The following is a 22,881-nucleotide window of genomic DNA, read 5'->3' on the forward strand; positions in this document are numbered from 1 at the left end:
TTAAATAAGGTTAACAACTCATCAGTAATCCGTATATCTCTTTCTCGAATTTCATCTAACCCCCAGTCCTTGTGCTGGTTGGAAAGATCCAATACTAACTGTGCCTTGGATTTATTGTAACTATCTTGCTTCTTGTTCTGGAATTATGTAAATCAATTGCGTAATTTGGGGTTCTCTTAGATAACTGCTCATAATACTTTATTTTATTTTCTAATTTTGCAATCAATTCCTTTTTTAATGAACTATTCAACATCTAACTCGCCCCTCATCACATGTTCACTACTTATGATATCCAATATTGTTATTTACACAATCCTATATTAATAAAATAATTTTACTATTCATTGAACTGCATAGATTTTTAATGATATATTCATATTCTAGTAAAAAAGAGTGCCGACTATGCCGGCACTCTAACAATTACTATATATCTCGGATTCTAACCCTAGTCCTTATAGCTGTTCCTCTTCTTTTTTCTTTTTTCTTTTAAATAAAAGAAGTAAAAGAAGTAATAAGAAAGGTAACCATACGAATGGTTTTTTCACTATTTCAAAAGCCTTTGAAACAAACGAATCCTTCTCTTTTTCGATATTTGAATCTCTATTTACCGAATCAGATTCGTCGCTTGATTCTGCTCCAGTACCAAGTTCTGTTCTGTTACCTAGACCTAAACCAGAAACATTGTCTGAGCTTGTTCCAGTACCAGGCTTTGTTTCGTTACCTGAACCTGTTCCTGTGCCTGAACCTGCGCTTGAACCCGTTCCAGTTGCTAAGCCTGATACAGTGCCTGAACCTGTGCCTATTACTATGCCTAAGCCTGTACCTGCTCCTGAACCTGTTCCAGCACCTGAGCCTGTTCCACTACCTGAACCTGTTCCAGCACCTAATAAGTTATCCGAACCTGAACCATCATCTGTTCCAGATCCGTCTCCTGTACCTGGTCCATCGTTTGAATCTGATTCATCATCGGAATCAGAGTCATAGTCTGAATCTGATCCATCTCCAGTAGGTGGAGCCGGAGTGATAGGAAGCTTCAAACTGTCTTTAACTTTTTTATAGAGCTCGTCAAGACTTGTTACATAACGATTCGTTTCTAATTGGCGTAATTGACCATTTGAATATAAATTCGTTATTTCCTCTAACATCTCTTGTAGTTGTTTTACCAAATCTGGCTTATATTGTCCAGCAGAATCTCCGACTAAACCATTGTTCACAATGTTGTCCAAGAATGGTTTGGCTGCGTCATATATTTCCTTTAAGTACGTATAATCCACTTGAGCTGGTGTTAAAGGAATATCCACAGACTTAAATGAGTTATATCCATCATTTTGAACCACTTTATCTTGGATTTTAGTGAAAGATGATTCAGTTAGCCCAAAATTCCCTTGGGTATTATAGTTGACTAACTCATTCGTATGTTTGTATTTATTGTTATAAGCTAAAAACTGGTTATCATTAAAAGCTTTTTTTGCTCGACCTGTGATGGTAATTCGATCTCTTTCATCACTTTTAAATTCATTCTGATAGATGATAAAATCTTTCACATCGCCATAAGCATCATCCCAAACATCGCCGTTTTTATAAGTTAGATTATCTCCATCTCGGAAACTCTGGTAGAATAATATGCCTGTTCCTTGCATGCCAAAGTTCGTTTTTTGATGGAACAAGTTATTGTAAATGACCGTATTGTGAAGTAATGTTTCCGCCTTTGTTAAATCCGGATAAATATACGTTAATAACGGAACATCATCAAAGTAGTTCGCACCGACGTACGCATTTTTCCCGTTTCTTATTTTTACGCCACCAGCGGCACCATTTTCCTGGCCTTTGAAGTAATTCCCTACAATTTGTAGGTTGTCATAGCCTTTTGAATAAATGATGTGGTCCCTTCTTTGACCGTCTGCTGCTACATTGATACCTGAAATTAATGTATTGCTTGCAAAGTCGCTCACTACATTGCGGGTTTTCATTAAATTGAAATAGTTGTTTTGGATTAAAACGTTCTTGTCATATCTTTCATTATTAATCGCCGTAAAGAAATTCCCTTGGTCACCATTGACTAAATTCGATCCTTTAATCATCGATAATTTTGATGCGATTTCTGGAATCATCTGCACTGCATCATCGATACCGTCCAAACTACCGAAGAAATTATTTTTAATCTTTGTGTTTGTACTTCTGTAAGTAGAAATACCTCGACCTGGATAATTTTGTCCTCGTAAGAAAATATTATTTTCGATTACATATTTACTGTTATTCGCTTCGATATATGGTTCCATCGTCGCTTTCGATACGCTACCGTCTGCTCTTTTTTCTCTTGTATAGTTACCATTCATAAAAACATTGTGCTTCAGCGTAACACCTTTTTTATATGGACCGTTTATCGATACGCCTACATTATTAAACACAAGATGTTCGATATCTACATAATTCATTGATGCCTGATATTTATAGTTTGATATTTCAAGCATCTTGTCTACATTACTACTACCATCAATGATCGATAAACCATCCGGATCACCTGTTAGTTTAAAGTTCGACGCAGCATATAAACTGAGTTTAGATAAATCGATATCTTTTGTGATTTTATACGTTCCTTCTGGGAAATATAACTCTTTACTATGAGACGCCGCATATTTAATCAGTTTGATTAAGTTTTCCGTATTGTCCGTTTCACCATCACCGATTAATTGAATTTGAATCGTTTGTCCATTTTCATCAAGAATCATATTTTCTTCCGTTACATCGATTCTATCTTTTAACACTAAATAGTCATGTTCTTGTTCCCAATACTCTTTCTCTGCTGCAGGTGTCCCCTGAATCCCGAAAAGCTCAATATAATAGTCACTTAGTTTTTTATGTTTCTCATCATTTACGTGATGAATATACGTACCTGGTTGAGGAATAAATTTGTTATTTTGTTTCGTACCATCTAGCATCTCTAAGTTCGTGACGTTAACACTGACATTTGATTCTTTCTGTGTAAGCGTTCCCTCTACTTTTACTTCAGAATCGAAATGACTTGGGGAATTTAGTGTTCTAGATCTCGTAATTTTGATTCCCTCGCTTACATTATACAAAGTAGAAACATCTCTCAATACAACAGTACTACCATTGACAAATATTCCACTCTGATATGAATTACTTAATACTACTTTATCAAGTAAAACATTTTGGGAATTATAGATATTCACACCGTGGTCAAAGGAATTATCAATGATTATGTTTTTCACGACAATGTCTTTTCCTTTAAGCACGAATATACCTACCCCATTTAAATCAAGCGTGTGTCCATTACCGTCAATAGTGACGTTGCGGCCGACTTCAATGTTTAGATACTCCAAAACATCTTCAGGTAACTCGTCCCAGTTCAACGTAATATCATTTTGAAGCTTTACGACCGTACCGCCAGTTTTTATATTATCTAAAATATCGTAAATCGTAGTTGCCTCTTTTTCAATCTTTAAGAAGTAGTCAACTTTGGTTTCTCCATTTGCTTCAAACTCTACACCGGCAAGATACAAATCAGAAGCATCCGTGATGGTGTTATTTTGCTCGTTCGCCTTCTTAATTGATTGGATATGAACGGCACCCGTTGAATGGACATTTTTTGATAATAACTCTACTTGAGATCCACCTCGAACCTGAACATCCCGATACAAACTATTGGCATACTTCATATTCTTTAATTTGACCGTTGTCTTATAAATATCAAGCGCGACGCCACTTCGTTCTTTATTCTCTGTTACAGTAGCAGGATCTTTTCCTATAATTTGAATATCGGATACTTCTGCATTTTCAGCATTGTATAATGTCAATCCAGGCTTCGTTGTACCATTATTAACGATGAAATTCGATAGAGTGGTATTTTTCGCTTTTACGACCAGCGCACTATTATTCGTTGAAGAGTTACTAATAATATTGATTTTACGAGCATTTCCGTTTATTGTAACATTTTTCGCTAGAATCTCTACCCTTTCGTTAATGTCAATATCATTTTTCAATTCAATCGTCGTATTGTTGATTGCTATCGCATCCTTAAACTCCTTCAAGTCATGGACATCGACTTTTGTCTTTACCTTATAAATAGTGCTCGTTTGACCAGAACCTGGTTTCAATTCCCATTCACTATAGTTTTGACCATTGTCGTGGATAACATTATTATCGTTGCCAGTTTTCACTTGGCTATCAATATCATTTACATCATTCGTATGTTCATTCCAGCCGTCTAGCGTTAGTTCCGATACATTTCGAACCCGAATACCCGCATAGCGATGATTCATACTTTTAATATCACGAATTTCAGCGATTGATCCATCTAAATCAACGCCGACATTACTTCTGGTTGAATTTGTTACACCTTGCCCTTTTAACACAACCTCTTCTAAAAATACATTGGTTGCCTTATATAGTGAGATACCCACCGTGTAATAATCTTCAATCGTTACGTCTCTCACTACAATTCCATTACCATGTTTTACCACAAACCAGTTAGTTGTGTCAGTAGAACTTTGATTCAGTTTAATCGTATGGTCTTGTCCGTCAAGAACGATTGTATTTTGATTGTTTATTTCTAAAGGGGCTGTCAATGTTATATTTTCGTTTAAGTTAATTTGCGTATTCCCACTGTTTAACGCATCTCTTAAACCATTTTCATCGTAAACATCGACTACTTTTGTTGGTTGAATTTCTGACGAAGATGTAAATCGAGGAATTTTTCGTACGTCTATGTATGCTTCTGATACTTTTTCTGTTTTGGAATCTCCCGTTATAGTAGAAGAATCTGTTTCTTCGTGACCATCTGTTTCATGTTCCTCTGTTTTGTTTGTTACAGCTGTAGATTGTTCCTCCGTACTAGTAGAAGAATTTGTTCCCTCAGATACTTCTGTTCCAGCTGCAGAAGGTTCTTCCGTACTAGTAGAATAGTTTGTTTCTACCGATACATCTGACCCGTTTTCTTCTGTTTTATTTGTTACAGCTGTAGAAGAATCTTCGGTTATAACATCCGTGTTATTATTGGTTTCTAGGGGTATTTCAGAAGTATGGGTGGTATTTGTCATACCATAAACTGCTATACCAGAACCAAAAACCTGATTCAACGCAACTACGGCAACTAATAACCCTTTAGCTACCTTTTTTTTCATCAAAACTCCTCCTTACCTATACATTTAGAATTATTTTACTCATGTTAGTTTTGCTGTTTTCTTTAGAAATAGCACAAACGTAAACATAGGTCTTTATACTCCGCCAAATTATTATATTAAAAAAAGTAATAGAAATGAAAGACTATAAACAATATTTTATATGTGTAATTTCTGTCAATTAACTGAAATTTTTAAAAAATAAATGTTATCAATCGTAACATTGAGCTTTATCTATACACACACTAGGCAGATGGATTCTTGATGTTAGATCTAGTGAATGCAACAACAATGCAAACTGTCAAAAAAGAGTGCCGACTATGCCGACACTCTATATATTTACTACATATTATTTACATGCAATCCTAATCCTTATTGCTGTTCCTCTTCTTTTTTCTTTTTTCTTTTAAATAAAAGAAGTAAAAGAAGTAAAAGAAGTAATAAGAAAGGTAACCATACGAATGGTTTTTTCACTATTTCAAAAGTCTTTGAAACAAACGATTCCTTCTCTTTTTCGGAAATCGAGTCTCCATTTACGGAATCTTCGTCGTTTCCTAAATCTGTTTCAGTGCCTGAACCTAATTCAGTAACAGAACCTAATTCATTGTCTGATTCTGATTCTGTTACAGTTCCTAAACTTATTCCAAGACTTAAGCCTGTTCCATTATTTGAACCTGTTCCTGTGCCTAATGCTAATCCAGTCCCAACACCTGCTCCTGGTCTATTGCTTGATCCTGGAACAGTGCTTGAACCTGTTCCATTTGCTGAGCTTGATCCGTTACCTGACCCAGTACCTGTGCTTGATCCGTTACCTGAGCCTGTTAAGTTACCGTTTCCGTTTCCATCTGCTTCTGGTTTGCTTTCTGGTTTTATATCTTCAGACGGTTCATCAGTCTCTGGTTTAGTAGCAGGTTTATCTGGTTCATCAGTAGTCGGTTTATCCTCTTCTACTGGGACATCGTCTGGCAATGTAGTAGGCTTGTCATCCACTACTTGGTCTTTGTCTGGATCTACAAACATCTCATCATCGCCTACGTAATCGCTATAGTTATTATCTACTGGGACATCGTCTGGTCGTACAGTAGGAACATCCTCAAAGCCTTCGTCTTCCGTATCTTTTAATCGTTCGAATGTTTCTAGAATTTGAGTGTACTTAACGTTTACTTCCCATTGCGACCCGTTGTTTTGTACTAGCTCTTTCGCTTCCTCTAGTAAGTTCTTTAATTCCTCTGCAACTGTTGGGTCGAAGTATCCTACCATATCTGCTATTAACTGATCGTTTGCAATTTGGTCATAGAATGCTTGCGCTTCATTATGAATTTCTTTTAGATACTTATATTCCACTTTCGCTGGTGTCAATGGGATATCCACGGATTTAAAGGCGTTATATCCATCGTTATTTACCACTTTTAGTTGAATTTTAGCCTCAGTGGATTCCGTTAGCTTGTTGCCTTGTGGATTATAATTGACTAATTTATTTGTATGCTTGTATCGATTGTCAAAAGCTAAAAACTCGTTCGCAGTAAATGCTTTATCCGCTTGAGTTGAGATGGTAATTCCATTTCTTTCATCACTTTTAAATTCATTCTGATAGATGATAAAATCTTTCACATCGCCAGAAGCATCATCTGTAGTCTCACCGTCACCAAACGTTAGGTTATCGCCATCTCGGAAGCTTTGGGAGTATACGATGCCTGTTCCATGCATGCCAAAGTTCGTTTTTTGATGGAATAAGTTATTATAAATGACGGTATTGTGTAGGTACGTTTCCGCCTTTGTTAAATCCGTATTAATAGAGGTCAATAAAGGAACATCATCAAAGTAGTTCGCACCGATATAAGCGTTTTTACCATTGCTTATTTTTACGCCTCCATCGGTAGCATTTTCTTGGCCTTTGAAGTAATTTCCGACAATTTGTAAGTTGTCGTAGCCTTTCGAAGAAATGCTTGAAAAGTCACTCACTACATCACCAGTCAAATGGAAATAATTGTTTCGAACTAATACGTTCTTATCATATCTTTCATTATGGATAGCCGTAATGAAATTTCCTTGTTCTCCATCAATTATATCTGATGTGCTGATTAATGATAATTTAGATCCAATTGCTGAAATCATCTCTTTGGCATCATCGATACTATTCAAATCACCGAAGAAGTTATTCGTGATTGTTGTGTTTTTTGTTCCGTAAGTAGCAATACCTTCACCTGGATATTGTTGTCCTCGTAAGAAGATATTATTTTCAATCACATATTTACTGTTCTTTACTTCTACATACGGGTCCATGGAAGCACCCGACACACCATTCACAAAAACATTATGATTTAACGTAATTCCTCTTTTATGAGGTCCGTCGAATAGTACCCCTACGTTATTAAATACAAGATGCTCAAAATCTACATAATTCATTTTGGAACCATGAGTATCATTAAATATTTTCAGCATCTTGTCTGGATTACCGCTACCATCAATGACTGATAACCCAGTAGGATCACCTACAAGTTTAAAGTTGGATGCAGCAGGTAATTGTAATTTAGATAAATCGATGTCTTCCGTAATCTTATAGGTTCCTTCTGGGAAATATAATTCTAGACTATGAGAAGCCGCAAATTCAATCAGCTTGATTAAATTTTCCGTATTATCAGTGGTACCATCAGCACTCAACTGAATCGGTTGGTTATTTTCATCAAGCAGCATATCTTGTTTTGTTACATCGATTCGTTCTTTCAGCACGAGATAGTCATGCTCTTGTTCCCAATATTCTTTCTCCGCCGCATCTGTCCCTTGAATCCCTAACAGCTCGATCTGAGATGGAAGCAATTTTTGATAAACCTCATCATTTACATGATGAATATACGTATTCGGTTGAGGGATGAACTTGTTATCTTGTTTCTTACCATCTAGCATCTGTAAGTTAACAACTTTCACACTTACATTTGATTCTTTCTGTGTAAGTTTTCCCTCTACTTTTACTTCAGAATCAACATTCTCTGGAGCTCTAAGTGTTCTAGATCTTGTTATGTTGATGCCCGCGTCTTTATTATAAAAAGTAGAAACATCTTTTAAGACAACCGCACTACCATTAACAAAGATTCCATGTGAATTAGAATTACTTACTTCTACGTTATCAAGTAACGTATTTTTAGAATTGTATATATTCACACCGTATTCATAGGAATTCTTGATTTTTAGGTTTTTCACAGTTATGTCTTTTCCCTTAAGCACGAATGTAGCTAAACCATTCAAATCAAGTGTGTAACCATCACCGTCAATCATGACATTACGGTATACTTCAATTGCTAAAGATTTCTTATCTGCAGGTATGTCGGTTGGTTTAATCGTGATATTATTTTTTAGCTTCACAACCGTACCGGCATATTGTACCCCATCTAAAATGTCTTCAAGAGTTTTTGCCTCTTTTTCAACCTTTAGGAAGTAGTCCACTTTCGTCTCGCCATTTTCTTCAAAAGGACGACCAGCATAATAGAAACCAGAGGCATCGATTACCTTATTTTCAGCCTCGCCTAGCTTCTGGATTGATTGGATATGAACCGCACCACCTGTTGAATGGACATTTTGTGATAATATCTCTACTTGAGATCCACCTCTAACTTGAAAATCTCGATACAAGCTATTGGCACTCGTAATATTCTTTAATTTGACTGTTGTATTATAGATATCAAGCGCGACGCCACTTCTGTCTTTATGCTCTGTTACGCTATTTGGATCTTTTCCTATAATTTGAACGTTATATAATTCTGCATTCTTCGCGTTATATAATGTTAAACCTGGCTTGGTTGTACCGTTATGAATAGTGAAATTAGAAAGAATGGTATTTTCCGCTTTTACGGCCAACGCACCATTTTCCGTTGAAGACTTACTAATAATATTGATATTACGACCGTTTCCGTTTATCGCAACGTCTTTTGCTTTAATTTCTACATTTTCACTAATATCAATATCAGCCATTAATTCAATCGTCGTATTGGCAATGGCTATTGCGTCTTTAAATCCCTTTAAGTCATAGACATCGGCTTTAGTCTTCACCTTATAAATCGTACTTGTATGATTCGAGCCCGGCTTCACTTCCCACTCACTATAGTTTCTACTATTGTCGTGGATCACATTATCGTTTTCTCCAGGCTTTACTTGGCTGTCTATATCATTTGTATCATTCGAATGTTTATTCCAGCCATCTAGTCTAAGCTCTGACACGTTTCTAACTCGAATCCCAGCATATCGATGATTCTTACTTTCGATATCACGAATTTTAACAGTCGATCCATCTAAGTCGATACCAACATTACTTCGGCTTGCATTCGTTACCTCTTGTCCGTTTAACTCAACCTCTTCCAAGAATACATTGGCTGCCTTATATAAGGAGATACCAACTGTGTAGTAATCTTCGATTGTAACGTCTTTCACTACAATGCCATTACCATATTTCACGACAAACCTGTTCGTTGTGTTACTAGGGCTTTGATCCAATTTAATCGTATGGCCTTGTCCATCAAGAACGATTGTTTTTTGGTTGTTTATTTCTAAAGGGGCTGTCAATGTTATATCTTTCTCTAACTTAATGAGTGTATCGCCACTGTTTATGGCATCTCTTAAATTAGCTTCCGTATAAACATTGACAACTTTTGTCGGTTGGATTTGTGCCGAAGATGTAAATCGAGGAATTTTTCGTACGTCTATGTATGCTTCTGATACTTCTTCTGTTTTGAAATCTTCCACAATAGTAGAAGAATCTGTCTCTTTAGGTACATCTGTTTCATTTTCCTCTGGTATGTCTGTTACAACTGTAGAAGGTTCTTCCGTACTAGTTGAAGAATCTGTTCCTTCGGATACTTCTGTTCCATTTTCTTCTGGCTTGTCTGTTACAGCAGTAGAAGGCTCTTCCGTATTAATCGAAGGATCTGTTCCTTCCAATACATCTGACTCATTTTCTACCGTTTCGTCCGTTACAGCCGTAGAAGATTCTTCTGTTGTAACATCATGGGTGTCATTGGCTTCTAGTAGTATCTCAGAAGTATCGGTGTTTACCATACCATATGCTGCTATACCCGAACCGAGAACCTGATTCAACGCAACTACAGTAACTAATAACCCTTTAGCTACCCTTTGTTTCATTTAAAGTCCTCCTTTGCTATTCATTTTTGAATTATTTTAACCATGTTAGTTTTGTTTTTTCTTATGTGAATCTCGCACTAAAGAAAACTGCCCATTCCTGCGAGATAACGGGCTCCATTTAAAACTAAAATGATTATTATAATTCGCCAAGTTATTATATTAAAAATAGTATTAGTAATGAAAGACTATAAACAAACTTTTCTAGATGTAAATTCTGGTAAATGACTGAAATTTATAAATTAATTAGTTCTTTTCCATAACTTGAGGTTTATTTCTGTTTGTGATGGTTGCTTTCTTGGAGGATGTGATTTCATCAATATGGGTACTTGACTAAAAGTCATATTGAAGCCGTTCTGCATTTCACACAATTAATTGTGAACTCTATGGCAATAAAAATAGACACCTTCCAGGTTTGTTAAGGAAGATGTCTATTTAAAATTTTGAACTAATTTGTAGCAAGGATCTCTCAAATTATTGCTGATGTGAAGATTGATATAAATTTAATGCTACACTTCTAAAATCACTTGATGACTACTATTCTCTTCAAAGGTTTCCTTAGCTGCGTAAGCGATGGTTTTCGTACTAATTGCATCAAAACCGCCTCCAATCACTCCACCAATTAGAGGAACCATCTTTCCTATGTTTACAGCACCTGTTTGACCAAACTTCGTGACGAGTCTAAAGCCCACTGCTTGATTAATTTTCTTGATTACTTCACCAGGTATTTTCTTCACTTGAGCTTCGCCAATTTTTATGCCAATCTTAATTCCAGCTCCTTTGACAACCTCATTTATACTTTGACCTGTTAAACATGCGTATACAAAAGTTTGCACTTGATCGTCTTTTAAATCGTATCCACGCATATGCGCTATGGCTGCTATCATTTTAATCTGTACGTATAGTACAGAAGCTAAATTTGCTGGTATCGAAACCGGCATTGTAACTACCCCACCTAACCCAGTTATAAAACCTGAAGTAGCACACTTGGTGATTTGCCAATTTACAAGACTATTAATTGCTTCTTCAACATTTTTATTTTTACTTAAATAACTTTCCGCTAATTCGTATGCAGTATCTGTGCCTGGTAGCCCATTAACTGCTTTATCATATGCCCATTCTAAAACTTTGCCTATATTAGATTCCGTTAAACCTGACATAAAATCACCTCTTTTTCAACTCTTAAATTAAAGCCTGTTCAAATTTTTGATTTATTACCAACGCAGTTAAAATTTCAATAGTAAAATAAGAGAACTAAGCATGACTACCTTTAAACCTCAATAAAATCCTTCCACACTTCTTTTGCTACTAGAAATAATTCTGCTTGACGTTCTTCGATTCTAGACACAGTCCATTCAGTATAATTTGATAGTGATTTTGTCATTTCTATCTTAGATTTCTTGTACATTTCTTTTTTCTCGCTAAATATTTTGTTTTTGATAGAAGTATTATATTCATCAGCTAATAGAGTTAGATTTCCTATTCTATGTAGGTATTTTTGGTGCAGCTCCTCAGAGATTTTCCACTTCCCTACTTTCTTTGGCATGATATGTTCTAAATGAATGACCATATTATTCGGATTTACCATGATTTCTTTTTGCTGATGATCTGCTATTCTTCTTAAAACAAATTTAGCTACAGGAGCGCTCTTAATTACTGCAACCTCAAAATAATTCTCAAAATCATCGTCATTTAGCATTTCAGGTTTTAACTCTGCCACTATATTTGTGTAAGATAATTTTTCATTACTAATTTTCTTAGCTACTTTGGCAAATAACATTTCATATTTATTAGCGACCTTACCAGCAATTACACAATTCCTTACGATAAAGCTTTCAATGGCCTGTAAAACTTTTTTAATATCCTCTTCCGAATAGTCAGCATTAGTCATAGCAATTACAATTGGGTAATAGGTGCTTGCACTAAGAACTTTTAAGTTTGCGATATGTTTTTCAATTTCTTTATCTGTAAAATAACTTTCATTTTGAGGATCTATTAAAACTTTGTATGGTTCTAGACTACCAACAAGTTTCTGTGTAAATTTTAAGCATTCACTCGGCTTAGTAACGGAACGTTTAAGATTTTTATACAGCTCACGCTCTCTTGAAAAGTCATTACTTGAATTCCATATCGTTCTTATAAATTTTGTTAAATCAATACCCTCTGCATTCCCTTGCATCTTTAACCATTCATCTTTTACATCATCTATTAAATTACTAGCTGTTTTAAACAAATGATTCTTTAAAAGATCTGATGTCTCTAACTCTTTCCCTCGGGCATTGAGCGTTTCAAATATAATAAATGCCTCATTAATATCGTCTGTTTCCACATACATCAGAGTAAACCTATCCTTAAATGCATTATAAAACGAAAGTAATTTCTCATACTTTTCGTGGCTATCTAAACCAGCAACTTGATCCTGCATTTTATTATAGAGATAGTCGTATGCCTTCTTAATTCTTACATGAGATGCTTCAGTGACTTCTCCGTAAATAGGTTTTCCACGTTGAATAAAATCTCTAAAAAACACGTTATCAATTTTACCCATATGGAACTTTAATTCATTTTCTTCTTCACTCCAACGGCCCATTATAGACACTCGAATATCTTCAACTTTGTTTCTCGCACTTTCTTTTGCTGTTTCATTATATAGTTCATCAAATAAACGCAGCATAACTGCAAAAAATATAACAGAGGTAGAGCTTCTTTGCTGGCCGTCGATAATATATTTTCTCTTTTCTACCATATCATCATGAACAACAATTTGACCAAAAAAGTGGTTCTCTCTTTCGTTCTCCACTAAGTCTACTAAGTCGAGCCAAAAGTCGCTAATTTGTTCCTCTTGATCCCAAGAATATTCTCTTTGATAATCTGGTATATAATATTTGTTCGTTACTAAAAATTTTTCTACTGTATTAAAACCAAAATTCTTAATTGCCACTACTTACACCATCCAATTTAGAAATATAACTATACCATTAATAGCTGTCTTTCATTTATTTGTGAGACATCATAATAAAGACTTAGTGCTTTTAAGCACTCATTTTTTAGGGTTTCGACATCTAATAGAGGACTCATTAAAACAGGATAGCTTTTATTTAATTCAAAAATTACCCTTCTGCCATATCTTTCGTCATTCCCCAGATCTGGTCTATCCTTTATCTTTGATTTCATGATTTCGCTTATATCTAATTCATGAATGACGGTTAATATTTTTATTAAAAATTGCCTATTTCTAAATAGCGAGTACTTGATAATATAATTAAAGATGTCTAAATTATCTATAATGAGTTCATAATACTTCTTTTTCTCATAAACTAGATCATCTGAATCTTCCACGTATTCCACTGCTAAAATACATTTGTAAATATAATTTTCCCAATCAAAATCTTTTATTACTACCTTACAAAACTCATTATAATTATCCACTACTTGAGGATAATTTGTAATGATATAATCTCGTTTTTCAACTACCATTAAAGAGTGCCAAAATCGCTCATCAAAGTGGATGTCCCTGTCCAAATGGATATAGAATCCTGCAATTACATCAAAAGCTTCTAAAAAAGCAGCCTTTTTCTGTTGCTCACTTCCTCTTCCCATATAAAAAGGAAAATCAGGGGCATGCTCAATTTCAATAACTTCTCCTGAGAAAAACTCCTCACGATTTGCTAACGTTCCATCTATAAAAGCCTGATATAGCTGTTCATCCTTTTTATAACCTTCTTTTAATAACTTAATTTTCATGGTTGACCAGCTCCTTTATAGAACGGACATATTTTTCAATAATCTGATTAGAAATTCTACCAATAACCTCATCAATGTTTTCATTACTTAGCTCTACAACTGATTTGCTGATCATCAAGTTATATAGTTTAAAATCAAGCAAATTTTCAGGTTGTGTTATTTGCAATAAATCGACATATTCATCTTCTTCAGAATACTTCTGTATAAACTGTTCTAAAGCAAATCTCAAACCAGTATATAAATATGGATTGAGAAAACTATTTTTATTTGCCATTGAGTTAAATTGAAACTCTTCCTCACGAAAATGAATAATAATAGTTTCATTTCCCAATTCATACTTGATAGCTGAGCTTAAATGAGGATTTAACTTCTTTTCAAATAATTCAAGTGGATTTTTCATACCACCTTCAAAAGTGACAATATTTGAATATCCCAAAAGCGAATATTTTGGGACAACAAGTTCACCTTTCATATCATTATAAAAACTAGAAAGTTCATTATTAAATAAAAACGAAATTGCATCATTAGAAATAACATGAAGCTGGATAGATGTTCTGTTTGATAAAGACATTCTACTTTTTGGTATCTCAACCTGTAAGTTATCTTTACTTAAATCGAAGAACTTCGTGTCTTTAGATTGAATTACCAGCAAGTATTTCGCTTTATCATTATTTAGCAAGTGGTTAATAAAATCAGAAGTTAAATTGCTCGTTATTAGAAATCTATATACATCTGTGTCCTCTTCAAAACTAACCTTAATAGTAAAATCACTGTCCTGATAACCTAAACTTGTAGATGAAAGAATTGGGTATGGAAAGTTTGCTTCTTTTTTATAAATCATGTTACACCTCGATATAATAAACAAATTTTAACGACTTATTAAACTTTGAAGAGAGAGAAAGTTGTAAGTTTACATACCCATCTTTAATAGAAACGTCATGTATAGATCCGTTTTCAATTTTACAAGTTTTGTTTAGGTTTCTATCAATGATTTGAGTGTAATTTTCTACAAGGTTAAATTCATTGTTATACTCTTTTCCCATACCATCAATAATGTTAAATCTAAGATCGCACTTATCTATTTTTTTCAGTTCAGGACTATCTAAATTCAATTGGATAAATTCTTTATCCTGTATAATTACACGTTCAACTCGATAAGAATGAATTTTGTATTGCTCATTCTTTTCTTCCCCGGAGCTTAGACTTTCACCCTTTTCTTTCGCTTTACCTTTTCTTCGAATACCTGTCTCTTTTGGTTCTACCTTAGTTGCATTCTTTTTTATACGCTGTCTCTTAGCACCTTTAGTTTCTACGTTATTATCTCCTGTGGTAACGACATTAGCTCCATTTTTAATTTTAACAGTACCAAAAGAAGTAGCTAAATTTTCTTTAAAATCTACTTCAGTCGTATATAAAAGATCCGATGTATTGATCTTTCCATCTACTGGATTATGCTTTCTAATTTCATCCTCAATTATATTGATAATAGATTTTGTTAAGTTATTTATAAATTTTCCTGCTAAACTCTTTAATTTAGGATCCTTAATATCATCGTTTGATATTTTTGTGTGTGATTCATTTTCCAAAGATTTTAAATAGCTATCTTCTTCAACTCCACCAATTAAAACGGCATTAAAAGGTTTAGTTGCGTTACTCTTTACAACAAAGTCTTCTATCTTCATGCCAATTGTACGAACAATTGCTACTCTTCCTTTAGGAATTCGTTCATCATAATGAAAGTACAACTTAAACTTATATACTTTTTCTTGATGTGGGATTTCTATCATTCTAGGTTCTTCCATTAAAAATGTTTCTACGTATAAAGGAGTAAAATTCTTTTTCATAGCTTCAATTTCTTGATTATAATACTCTGGATTTTTAGCAATTAATTTAATAGAATCTGCATCAATTACTAGATCATTTACTTGTACTATTAACTTTTTCTCTAAGATAGAAATAAAGAAGCTATCGCATACTGCATTTATTATCTCTTTCTCTTTATAGAAACTTTCTCTTAGAAAGGGAATCACAATTTTTAAACCACGGGTATTTTTCTCGAAAATGGAATGGAAGTTATTTTCAAATGGCATAAACTTCGTTGTTCCTTCATCTTCCTTTAATTTTGCAAAGTAACCCGACGAACGATAATACTTGTCCTTTAATTTATGTTCAATAAGCTGAATTGTTCCTCCTAAGTGTTGTTCACCATCTTGATCACAGTTACTAAAAAACATAAGATGTAAATCCGAAGCTGCATTAGAAGCTATCTTTCCAACTCCGTGAGACCCCCCTCGGGAGGCTTCAAAGGTTTGATCGTTTTCCTCAAAATGTACTCCTTTGTTATAGGCATAGATCCCCCATGTATGTTGTTTGTTATGGCTTTGTCCATACTTAGCACCTGTCAAACCACGTGTGTTCACATCTTCAAAGGATATATATCGTACTGTAGGCTCTAACATATTAGCTTTCATATGACTAATCGTTTCTTTTGTATAACCATTTCTTCCTTCTAAGCTATCGATCCTTTCAACAATTTCATTTATACCAGGTATCTCATTGCGATCTACCATTCCTAAATTTATCTTCACTACAACCGGTTGTTCACTTTCCTGCAAACGTCCATCCAATGAATTTTGAATGTTTTCTCTTGTTAATCCCGCAACCCCTAAACTATAAAACCGCTCTAATATTTTATTGAAATTAGATTCTTCAATATTTGGAATCTGTGAAAACTGCCACATATTACTGCTCATATTTTTCCCCTATCTATCTATATAAGTAAGTTGATTAAGTACATAATTGTAACTAGTTCAAAAGAACTTAATATTAACTTCTAAATATTATCACTTAGGAAATTAGAGATCTCTTTAAACTAAATCCCCCACTAAGTTCACTAATAAAAAGTAAATTTAAACCATATTTTATTATAATGGAAAAACAATCATTAAAAAAGACATCTACCTTAATAAAAAGGAAAATGTCTTTACAATATTATGACGATGTGTGTTAATCTTTAAACCTTCAACATCCCTCACATAGCAAACTATACAGATGTTCTTTCTCATAATTAAATAACTTTTTCAGCTTGCTTCATCGCATTCACATAATAATAGTATTAATCCCCTGGGCTAGAAATTGAAGTGATGAACCCTATTAAAACATCCCTGCTTCCGCCTTTTACAAGCCATATCCACCGTTTTCGCCACCCTGGCAAGGGCAATTACACCTGTGGCTTGATTAGGAAGCTCCCTTACCACTTCTTTCACAACAACGTATATTGATCTAGCAGCTGTAATTCATTTCTTCCAACGATATACATACATCAACATCTCCTTTTACTTCACTTTACTAACAGCTTGGCAGGTGTAATAAAACTTTTAAAAACACTATATTTCTTTGTTATAAAGCTCCATTAACGTTTCTCTCTCTATGTTAATATTGCACTTTGATAACCGATCTTTTCTCTGTTCATATAAATAATCCAGTAGTTCTTCTTTTACAGAGAAAAATGCATGGTGTAGTTTTTTATGACAGCCAACGCATAAAGACACTACATTTGCCTCCAAGTCTAAGCTGTTTTCAAATAAATCCTGAAACTGCAATGGAACGAGGTGATGTGCTTCTACGTAGTTTTGCTTTGTCGCCTTCGATATAAAATCCTTATGATCGGCATTAATTTCACATTCAAAATTAGCAGAAGATAAAGCATTCAACCCAACTTGACTGTCACGTTTAAAGGCGGCTCTATTCGAACTTTTTCTTTCAGACTTGGGTTTTGGTTCGTCTTTAAATGGGATAGGCTTTTCTTTGGTTTTAATATCTATCTCATATTGGTATTCTTCATCATGATAAACCTCTTCATTAAAGACATAAAATCTCAACTCATACACATACAGTTCATCTGTTGCGATAAAGTCGATAAATTCTCGCTGAGATTCAGGTACTTTTATATAAACTTTTTTAACCTCTCCAACTCTAGGTTTTTGTCTAGCTAATTTTATATAGTTATAGCTAAACGTAAAAGTAGTAATGAATATGTTTTTTAAAATTTTATCACTATAACGAATCTGATATTCGTCTGACTTAGTATCTTTTCTTTTAACATTGACTAGTTGGGCAGGATACTCAAGACCATAATATCTTAATTTAATAGAACGACTCTCCCCACGATTTAGCTTCTCACCATTGACTTCATCAAAGTCAGGATGAAACTCTGTCGGAATCGTAGAGCCGGATTCAAAAATCGACCAATCAACAGTTTTCCTGGCAATTAAATCGGGAATACCCTCTGGTTTAGACCATGAAAAACTTTCACGCATAATAACCCTCCTCTGATCCAGAAAAATTTAAAGTCAATTAAAGACCACCATTTTAAACCATTCAATTAAAATATTTCAAACTGTTATATCATTTTGATTCTTACTATAAGTATAACGACAATCTATACAATTTTGCGCTCTATTGTCCCCGGAATAGTGAAAGCATTATGAAAATTACTTTATGATATTTAACTTTATATAAATAACAAGTTACCGTGAAAGGTAGTTAATAGCAGTTTTTTGATATGAGAAAGATTTTATTTTTTTGGATATCATTACGAAAATATTTAAAAATATAATGTTTATACTATTTAAATTTATTAGAATTATATGATAAAATATAATGTTTATACTATTTAAATTTATTAGAATTATATGATAAAATAAAAAGGAATTTATTCCAATAAAAAGGTATAAAGGATTACTTTTTATTTCCCAAATGTACTGTATTAACTATTAAAGTTTAAAAGGGGTAATGAAGTTGATAACAGAAATGAGAGAACAAACGGTATTTGATTACCGTGGGAATAAAATCATGACAGATCGAGAGATTGACATAGTCGCTAGATTAGAAGAACCACTAGTAATGGTTTTAGGGAATGTGTTAAGTGATGAAGAGTGTGATGAGCTGATTAGGCTGTCTAAAGACAGAATGAAACGCTCCAAAATTGGAACGGAAAGAGTAGAAAACGAACAAAGGACGAGCAGTGGTTCGTTTATTGAAGAAAGCGAAAATGATGTGGTGGCTAGAATCGAACAAAGGATATCTTCTATTATGAATATCCCTATTGAACACGGCGAAGGCCTTCAAATCCTTCAATATACACCAGGTCAAGAATATAAAGCCCATTATGATTACTTTACTTCTACTAGTAGGATCATAAGCAATAATCGAATCAGCACGCTCGTAATGTACTTAAATGATGTGGAAGAAGGCGGGGAAACTTACTTCCCTAAACTGAATTTTACTGTCTCTCCTAAAAAAGGGATGGCGGTTTACTTCGAATATTTCTATAACGATCAAACATTAAACGAGTTAACTTTACACGGTGGAGCACCAGTCATAACTGGTGAAAAGTGGGTTGCAACACAATGGATGAGGAAACAAAAAGTAAGATAAATAACTAAGTGATCTCAGTACATATGTTTTCACGCATAGAAAAAGAGTTGTTCTTAAGCGAACAACTCTTTTTCTTGTTATAATTTGTAACAATTATCTTATTTCTGTCGAAAGTGGCTTCAGAAAGAAAAGTCCAGAATCTTCATTGTATTCTCCAACTACTGCAGTAATACGAAGATTTTGTCCTACATCAATATAATCTGGTATTACTGAGCCAGTAAGCTTTAAATCCAAAATATTAATATCTTCAAATTTAAAGATAGGTCCAATAAAATTCGTTTCACTATAATCACCAGCATATATTAAAATATCGTATCTTGTTGTGTAATTACCATGTTGCATCATATGTGCAATATTTCCATCAAATTCAATGGTTCGACCAGCATATTTATCTGCAAACTCAAGGACAATTGGATGAAATTCATCCTTGACCATTAAAACAGCTGCTAAATCTTTATTATTTTTTGCAGTTAATACTTCTTGTTTGTCTTCTGCAGATGTTTCATTTGTTGATTGGTCAACTACTTCAGAACTCTTTTCAGTAGTAGATTGGGTATCCGTTTTCTCTTCTTTAGGAAATGTATGATATGTAATGGTAATCTTTGAATCTTTTTGGAAACTATCATTTGAATTAAACTCAGTATCACCATTGATCTCTATTTGATTAATTTCTCCATCTTTTGTCAACCATCCAGTAATTAAATCATCTAATACCTTAGTCTCGATATTTGAAAATCCTTGTTCCTCCAATTCAGAAATAACTGTTTGATAATTTTCTCCCACTATTTCATCTGAAGATTTACCTACTTTTAATAAATTTGGATCTTGTTCATTAGAACACCCAGAAATACCTGTAGTTATACCTAGAAAACAAAGAAACGATAAAATTTTTTTCATAATGTACTCCTTATTTTTTGTATTGCACTCATAACTCTCACTAGATTTTTGTTTTTGTTTGTCTATTAAGTAAAATTTTACCGCAAAAATTCAAAAAGTATAATAGATTTAATTTCATATTTTGTCATATCTAAATTCATTATAATTATTAAAAATTTGAGCAAGGAATATTAAAGTGAATGAAATTGGCTGTTAAACTGAGAATCAAACAATAAGGGACCTTTCTGACATACAAGCTAATGTTGGTTTTTAATACTATTTTAATATAAAAAAGCATCTTCCAATAATGTTTAGGAAGATGCAGATTAACTTGTTTATACATTTTGTTATTATTTATAGATTTCTATATCCTTAAAAAGGCAATATCTACCCTATCAATTAATTCATTAGTAACGTTTTAGATTACACCTAATTCCTTCAACTGCTCTATCTTCTCATCGGACAACCCTACCTGCTCCTTCAATATCTGAATCGTATGCTCTCCCTTATCTGGTCCCAGTGTTCGTACTTCCCCTGGAGTCAAAGAAAACTTCGCTACGACGTTTGGAATCCGCATTTCTCCAAAGTCCTTATCGGGCACTCGAATGAAGGATTCTCTATGTTGATAGTGAGGGTCTTCGAATAGCTGGGCAATGTTATACATCGGCCCTGCGATGGCACCACATTTGTCAAAGCGCTCAACGACTTCCTGCAATGTATGTTTTCGTACCCAGTCACCGATGATACCATCTAATTCTGCAACGTTTTTAATTCGTTGCTCGTTGGTACAAAACTTGGCGTCTGTAATTAAGTCCTCTCGCCCAATAGCTTTAAATATATTCTCGGTGATGGATTGAGAAGAGCCTGAGAGGGCAATCCATGTATTATCCTTTGTCAGATAGGCATTGCGTGGAGCGGTTTGTAGGCTGCTATTTCCGTTCGGGACAGGGATTTTGTTTAACTGATCGTACGCGGTTATTTGCGGCTCCAGTAGTCGCATTAATGGTTCATAGAGATTGATGTCAATCTGCTGTCCTTCGGATATGCCATTTTTTATTTGCCCGTATAATGCAATCATAATGGAAAGGGCTCCAAATATACTGGAAACACCGTCTGCTAGTGCCATGCCTGGTAAAATAGGGTTGCCCCCCTTCTCCCCATTAATGGAGGTAAAGCCACTCATTGCCTCTGCCACCGTTCCGAAGCCAGCTTTTTTGGCATATGGTCCAGTCTGTCCAAAGCCTGATGTTCGGAGCAATATTAGCTTGGGATTAGCCTCTTTCATGACTTCCCATGTTAAGCCCCATTTATCGAGCGTGCCCGGACGGAAGTTCTCTACTAATACATCTGCTTCCGACAGTAGCTGCAAAAATATTTTCTGTCCCTCTTCGGATTTAATATTTAATGTTAGACCTTTTTTATTTCGATTCAACGTCTTCCAAAATACGCCTATCCCGTTTTTCTGTGCACCATATTTCCGCGCATGGTCTCCGTTTACTGGATGCTCTATCTTTATCACATCCGCCCCAAAGTCAGCTAGAAATGTACTGGCCCAGGGGGCTGCTAGCATGGTTGATAAGTCGATGATTTTCAGTCCTTGTAGAGGTAGCATATTATCAAACATCCTTTAAACTTTGCTTATAGTTTTGCATATGCATATGTTTTTGTTTATCAAAGGCAACATACATGTCATATTGGGCAACTAATTTTTTCGCATTTTCATAATGAGGGATATCAATCATTTTCCCTTCAAACGTAATTGCCGCTTTTTTCTGAAGCAATGCCTCCTCGAATGCCTCCATAAGCATTCTCGCTCTCGTTACTTCTTCTTCCGTCGGCATATAGGCGTTATTGAATACCTCGACATTGGAAGGATGGACACAGCTGTTCCCAGCAAAGCCATGCATATACGCAAGCCTTGCACCCTCCGCAAGCTTCTCCAGATCATTGTAATCCGCAATACTGGTCATAAGCCCTAGCGGAACTATGTTGTTTGCCCTCGCTGCAATACACACCTGCATCCGAATATTTTTCAATACGTCTGCTGTCTGGTCATTGTTTTTCATATGCATATCCTCCACCAAGTCCTCCACTCCTAAGCTGACAGACTGGATTCGTGGACTCGCCTGTAAAATAGCATTCATATTCAATAGCCCTTTGGCACTTTCAATTAAGACTGCTAATTGGATGGATCCTTCTACTAGACCACTCTCCTGCTCAAGCGATAACAAATAAAGGTCAATCTCCTTCACCTGCTCCTCTGACTCCACCTTTGGTACATAGATTCCAGTCAGCCTTTTATGTATGGCAGCACGGATGTCATCCTTCAGAAGCCCCTCCTGATTATTCACCCTTACATAAACAGCACTACCGCCCTGTGACACAATTTTAATACTTCTTTCAAGCAAAGACCTTGCAACTAATTTTTCACTCTGCGGAATGCTGTCCTCTAAATCAAGCACAATAATATCGGCATTTCGTAAAGGCGCCTTTTGAATAAACCTTTCATTGGTAATTGGCATGATAAGTCTAGAACGATGTGGATGTAACACAG

At 34.7% G+C, this 22,881-nt stretch carries 12 protein-coding genes; 1 reads left to right on the forward strand and 11 read right to left on the reverse strand.

Going from position 1 to position 22,881, the window contains the following annotated elements; all coding sequences use genetic code 11:
- Positions 1–452: 452 nt before the first annotated feature.
- The 8 genes from AC1VU3_RS10480 to AC1VU3_RS10515 all read right to left on the reverse strand — a co-directional run bounded on the left by AC1VU3_RS10480 (position 453) and on the right by AC1VU3_RS10515 (position 18,331).
- Complete coding sequence (locus AC1VU3_RS10480; protein ID WP_482983425.1) at positions 453–5,144, reverse strand: right-handed parallel beta-helix repeat-containing protein; 4,692 nt, start codon at positions 5,142–5,144, stop codon at positions 453–455.
- 369 nt (positions 5,145–5,513) lie between these two features.
- Entirely contained in the window at positions 5,514–10,271 is a 4,758-nt protein-coding gene (locus tag AC1VU3_RS10485; protein WP_482983426.1) for a right-handed parallel beta-helix repeat-containing protein, read from the reverse strand.
- A gap of 506 nt (positions 10,272–10,777) precedes the next feature.
- A complete protein-coding gene (locus AC1VU3_RS10490; RefSeq protein WP_482983427.1) occupies positions 10,778–11,428 on the reverse strand; it encodes an EcsC family protein in 651 nt (216 codons plus the stop codon).
- Positions 11,429–11,538: 110 nt separating this feature from the next.
- On the reverse strand, positions 11,539–13,209 hold the full coding sequence (locus AC1VU3_RS10495; protein ID WP_482983428.1) for a DUF262 domain-containing protein: 1,671 nt from the start codon (positions 13,207–13,209) through the stop codon (positions 11,539–11,541).
- Positions 13,210–13,238: 29 nt separating this feature from the next.
- Positions 13,239–14,012: a hypothetical protein gene (locus tag AC1VU3_RS10500; RefSeq protein ID WP_482983429.1), complete on the reverse strand. Its 774-nt coding sequence runs from the start codon at positions 14,010–14,012 to the stop codon at positions 13,239–13,241.
- Positions 14,002–14,853 carry a hypothetical protein gene (locus tag AC1VU3_RS10505; RefSeq protein ID WP_482983430.1) on the reverse strand — a complete coding sequence of 284 codons (852 nt, stop codon included), beginning with the start codon at positions 14,851–14,853 and terminating at the stop codon, positions 14,002–14,004. Before AC1VU3_RS10505 ends, AC1VU3_RS10500 begins: the two co-directional genes overlap by 11 nt.
- A gap of 1 nt (position 14,854) precedes the next feature.
- A complete protein-coding gene (locus AC1VU3_RS10510; protein ID WP_482983431.1) occupies positions 14,855–16,765 on the reverse strand; it encodes a hypothetical protein in 1,911 nt (636 codons plus the stop codon).
- Between the two features lie 633 nt (positions 16,766–17,398).
- Complete coding sequence (locus tag AC1VU3_RS10515; RefSeq protein WP_482983432.1) at positions 17,399–18,331, reverse strand: HNH endonuclease; 933 nt, start codon at positions 18,329–18,331, stop codon at positions 17,399–17,401.
- Between the two features lie 475 nt (positions 18,332–18,806).
- Here AC1VU3_RS10515 and AC1VU3_RS10520 point away from each other — a divergent pair, with 475 nt between their 5' ends.
- Positions 18,807–19,451 carry a 2OG-Fe(II) oxygenase gene (locus AC1VU3_RS10520; RefSeq protein WP_482983433.1) on the forward strand — a complete coding sequence of 215 codons (645 nt, stop codon included), beginning with the start codon at positions 18,807–18,809 and terminating at the stop codon, positions 19,449–19,451.
- Between the two features lie 93 nt (positions 19,452–19,544).
- Here AC1VU3_RS10520 and AC1VU3_RS10525 read toward each other — a convergent pair whose 3' ends face one another.
- From AC1VU3_RS10525 to AC1VU3_RS10535, 3 genes are all read right to left on the reverse strand, one after another.
- Positions 19,545–20,348, reverse strand: coding sequence for a DUF4839 domain-containing protein (locus AC1VU3_RS10525; RefSeq protein ID WP_482983434.1), 804 nt, complete (start codon positions 20,346–20,348; stop codon positions 19,545–19,547).
- Between the two features lie 397 nt (positions 20,349–20,745).
- The gene (locus AC1VU3_RS10530; protein ID WP_482983435.1) at positions 20,746–21,939 is read right to left on the reverse strand and encodes a CaiB/BaiF CoA transferase family protein; all 1,194 of its coding nucleotides are present in this window, start codon (positions 21,937–21,939) and stop codon (positions 20,746–20,748) included.
- Between the two features lie 4 nt (positions 21,940–21,943).
- Entirely contained in the window at positions 21,944–22,879 is a 936-nt protein-coding gene (locus tag AC1VU3_RS10535; protein WP_482983436.1) for an HpcH/HpaI aldolase/citrate lyase family protein, read from the reverse strand.
- Positions 22,880–22,881: the final 2 nt, after the last annotated feature.

The sequence above is a fragment of the Psychrobacillus sp. Z16_25 genome (assembly GCF_056856695.1).

What these genes read in the sequence shown, in the direction of transcription:
- AC1VU3_RS10480 (WP_482983425.1), bottom strand. Translation starts at nt 5,144, where the DNA reads ATGAAAAAAAAGGTAGCTAAAGGGTTATTAGTTGCCGTAGTTGCGTTG.
- AC1VU3_RS10505 (WP_482983430.1), bottom strand. Translation starts at nt 14,853, where the DNA reads ATGATTTATAAAAAAGAAGCAAACTTTCCATACCCAATTCTTTCATCT.
- AC1VU3_RS10510 (WP_482983431.1), bottom strand. Translation starts at nt 16,765, where the DNA reads ATGAGCAGTAATATGTGGCAGTTTTCACAGATTCCAAATATTGAAGAA.
- AC1VU3_RS10490 (WP_482983427.1), bottom strand. Translation starts at nt 11,428, where the DNA reads ATGTCAGGTTTAACGGAATCTAATATAGGCAAAGTTTTAGAATGGGCA.
- AC1VU3_RS10500 (WP_482983429.1), bottom strand. Translation starts at nt 14,012, where the DNA reads ATGAAAATTAAGTTATTAAAAGAAGGTTATAAAAAGGATGAACAGCTA.
- AC1VU3_RS10520 (WP_482983433.1), top strand. Translation starts at nt 18,807, where the DNA reads ATGAAGTTGATAACAGAAATGAGAGAACAAACGGTATTTGATTACCGT.
- AC1VU3_RS10515 (WP_482983432.1), bottom strand. Translation starts at nt 18,331, where the DNA reads ATGCGTGAAAGTTTTTCATGGTCTAAACCAGAGGGTATTCCCGATTTA.
- AC1VU3_RS10530 (WP_482983435.1), bottom strand. Translation starts at nt 21,939, where the DNA reads ATGCTACCTCTACAAGGACTGAAAATCATCGACTTATCAACCATGCTA.
- AC1VU3_RS10485 (WP_482983426.1), bottom strand. Translation starts at nt 10,271, where the DNA reads ATGAAACAAAGGGTAGCTAAAGGGTTATTAGTTACTGTAGTTGCGTTG.
- AC1VU3_RS10525 (WP_482983434.1), bottom strand. Translation starts at nt 20,348, where the DNA reads ATGAAAAAAATTTTATCGTTTCTTTGTTTTCTAGGTATAACTACAGGT.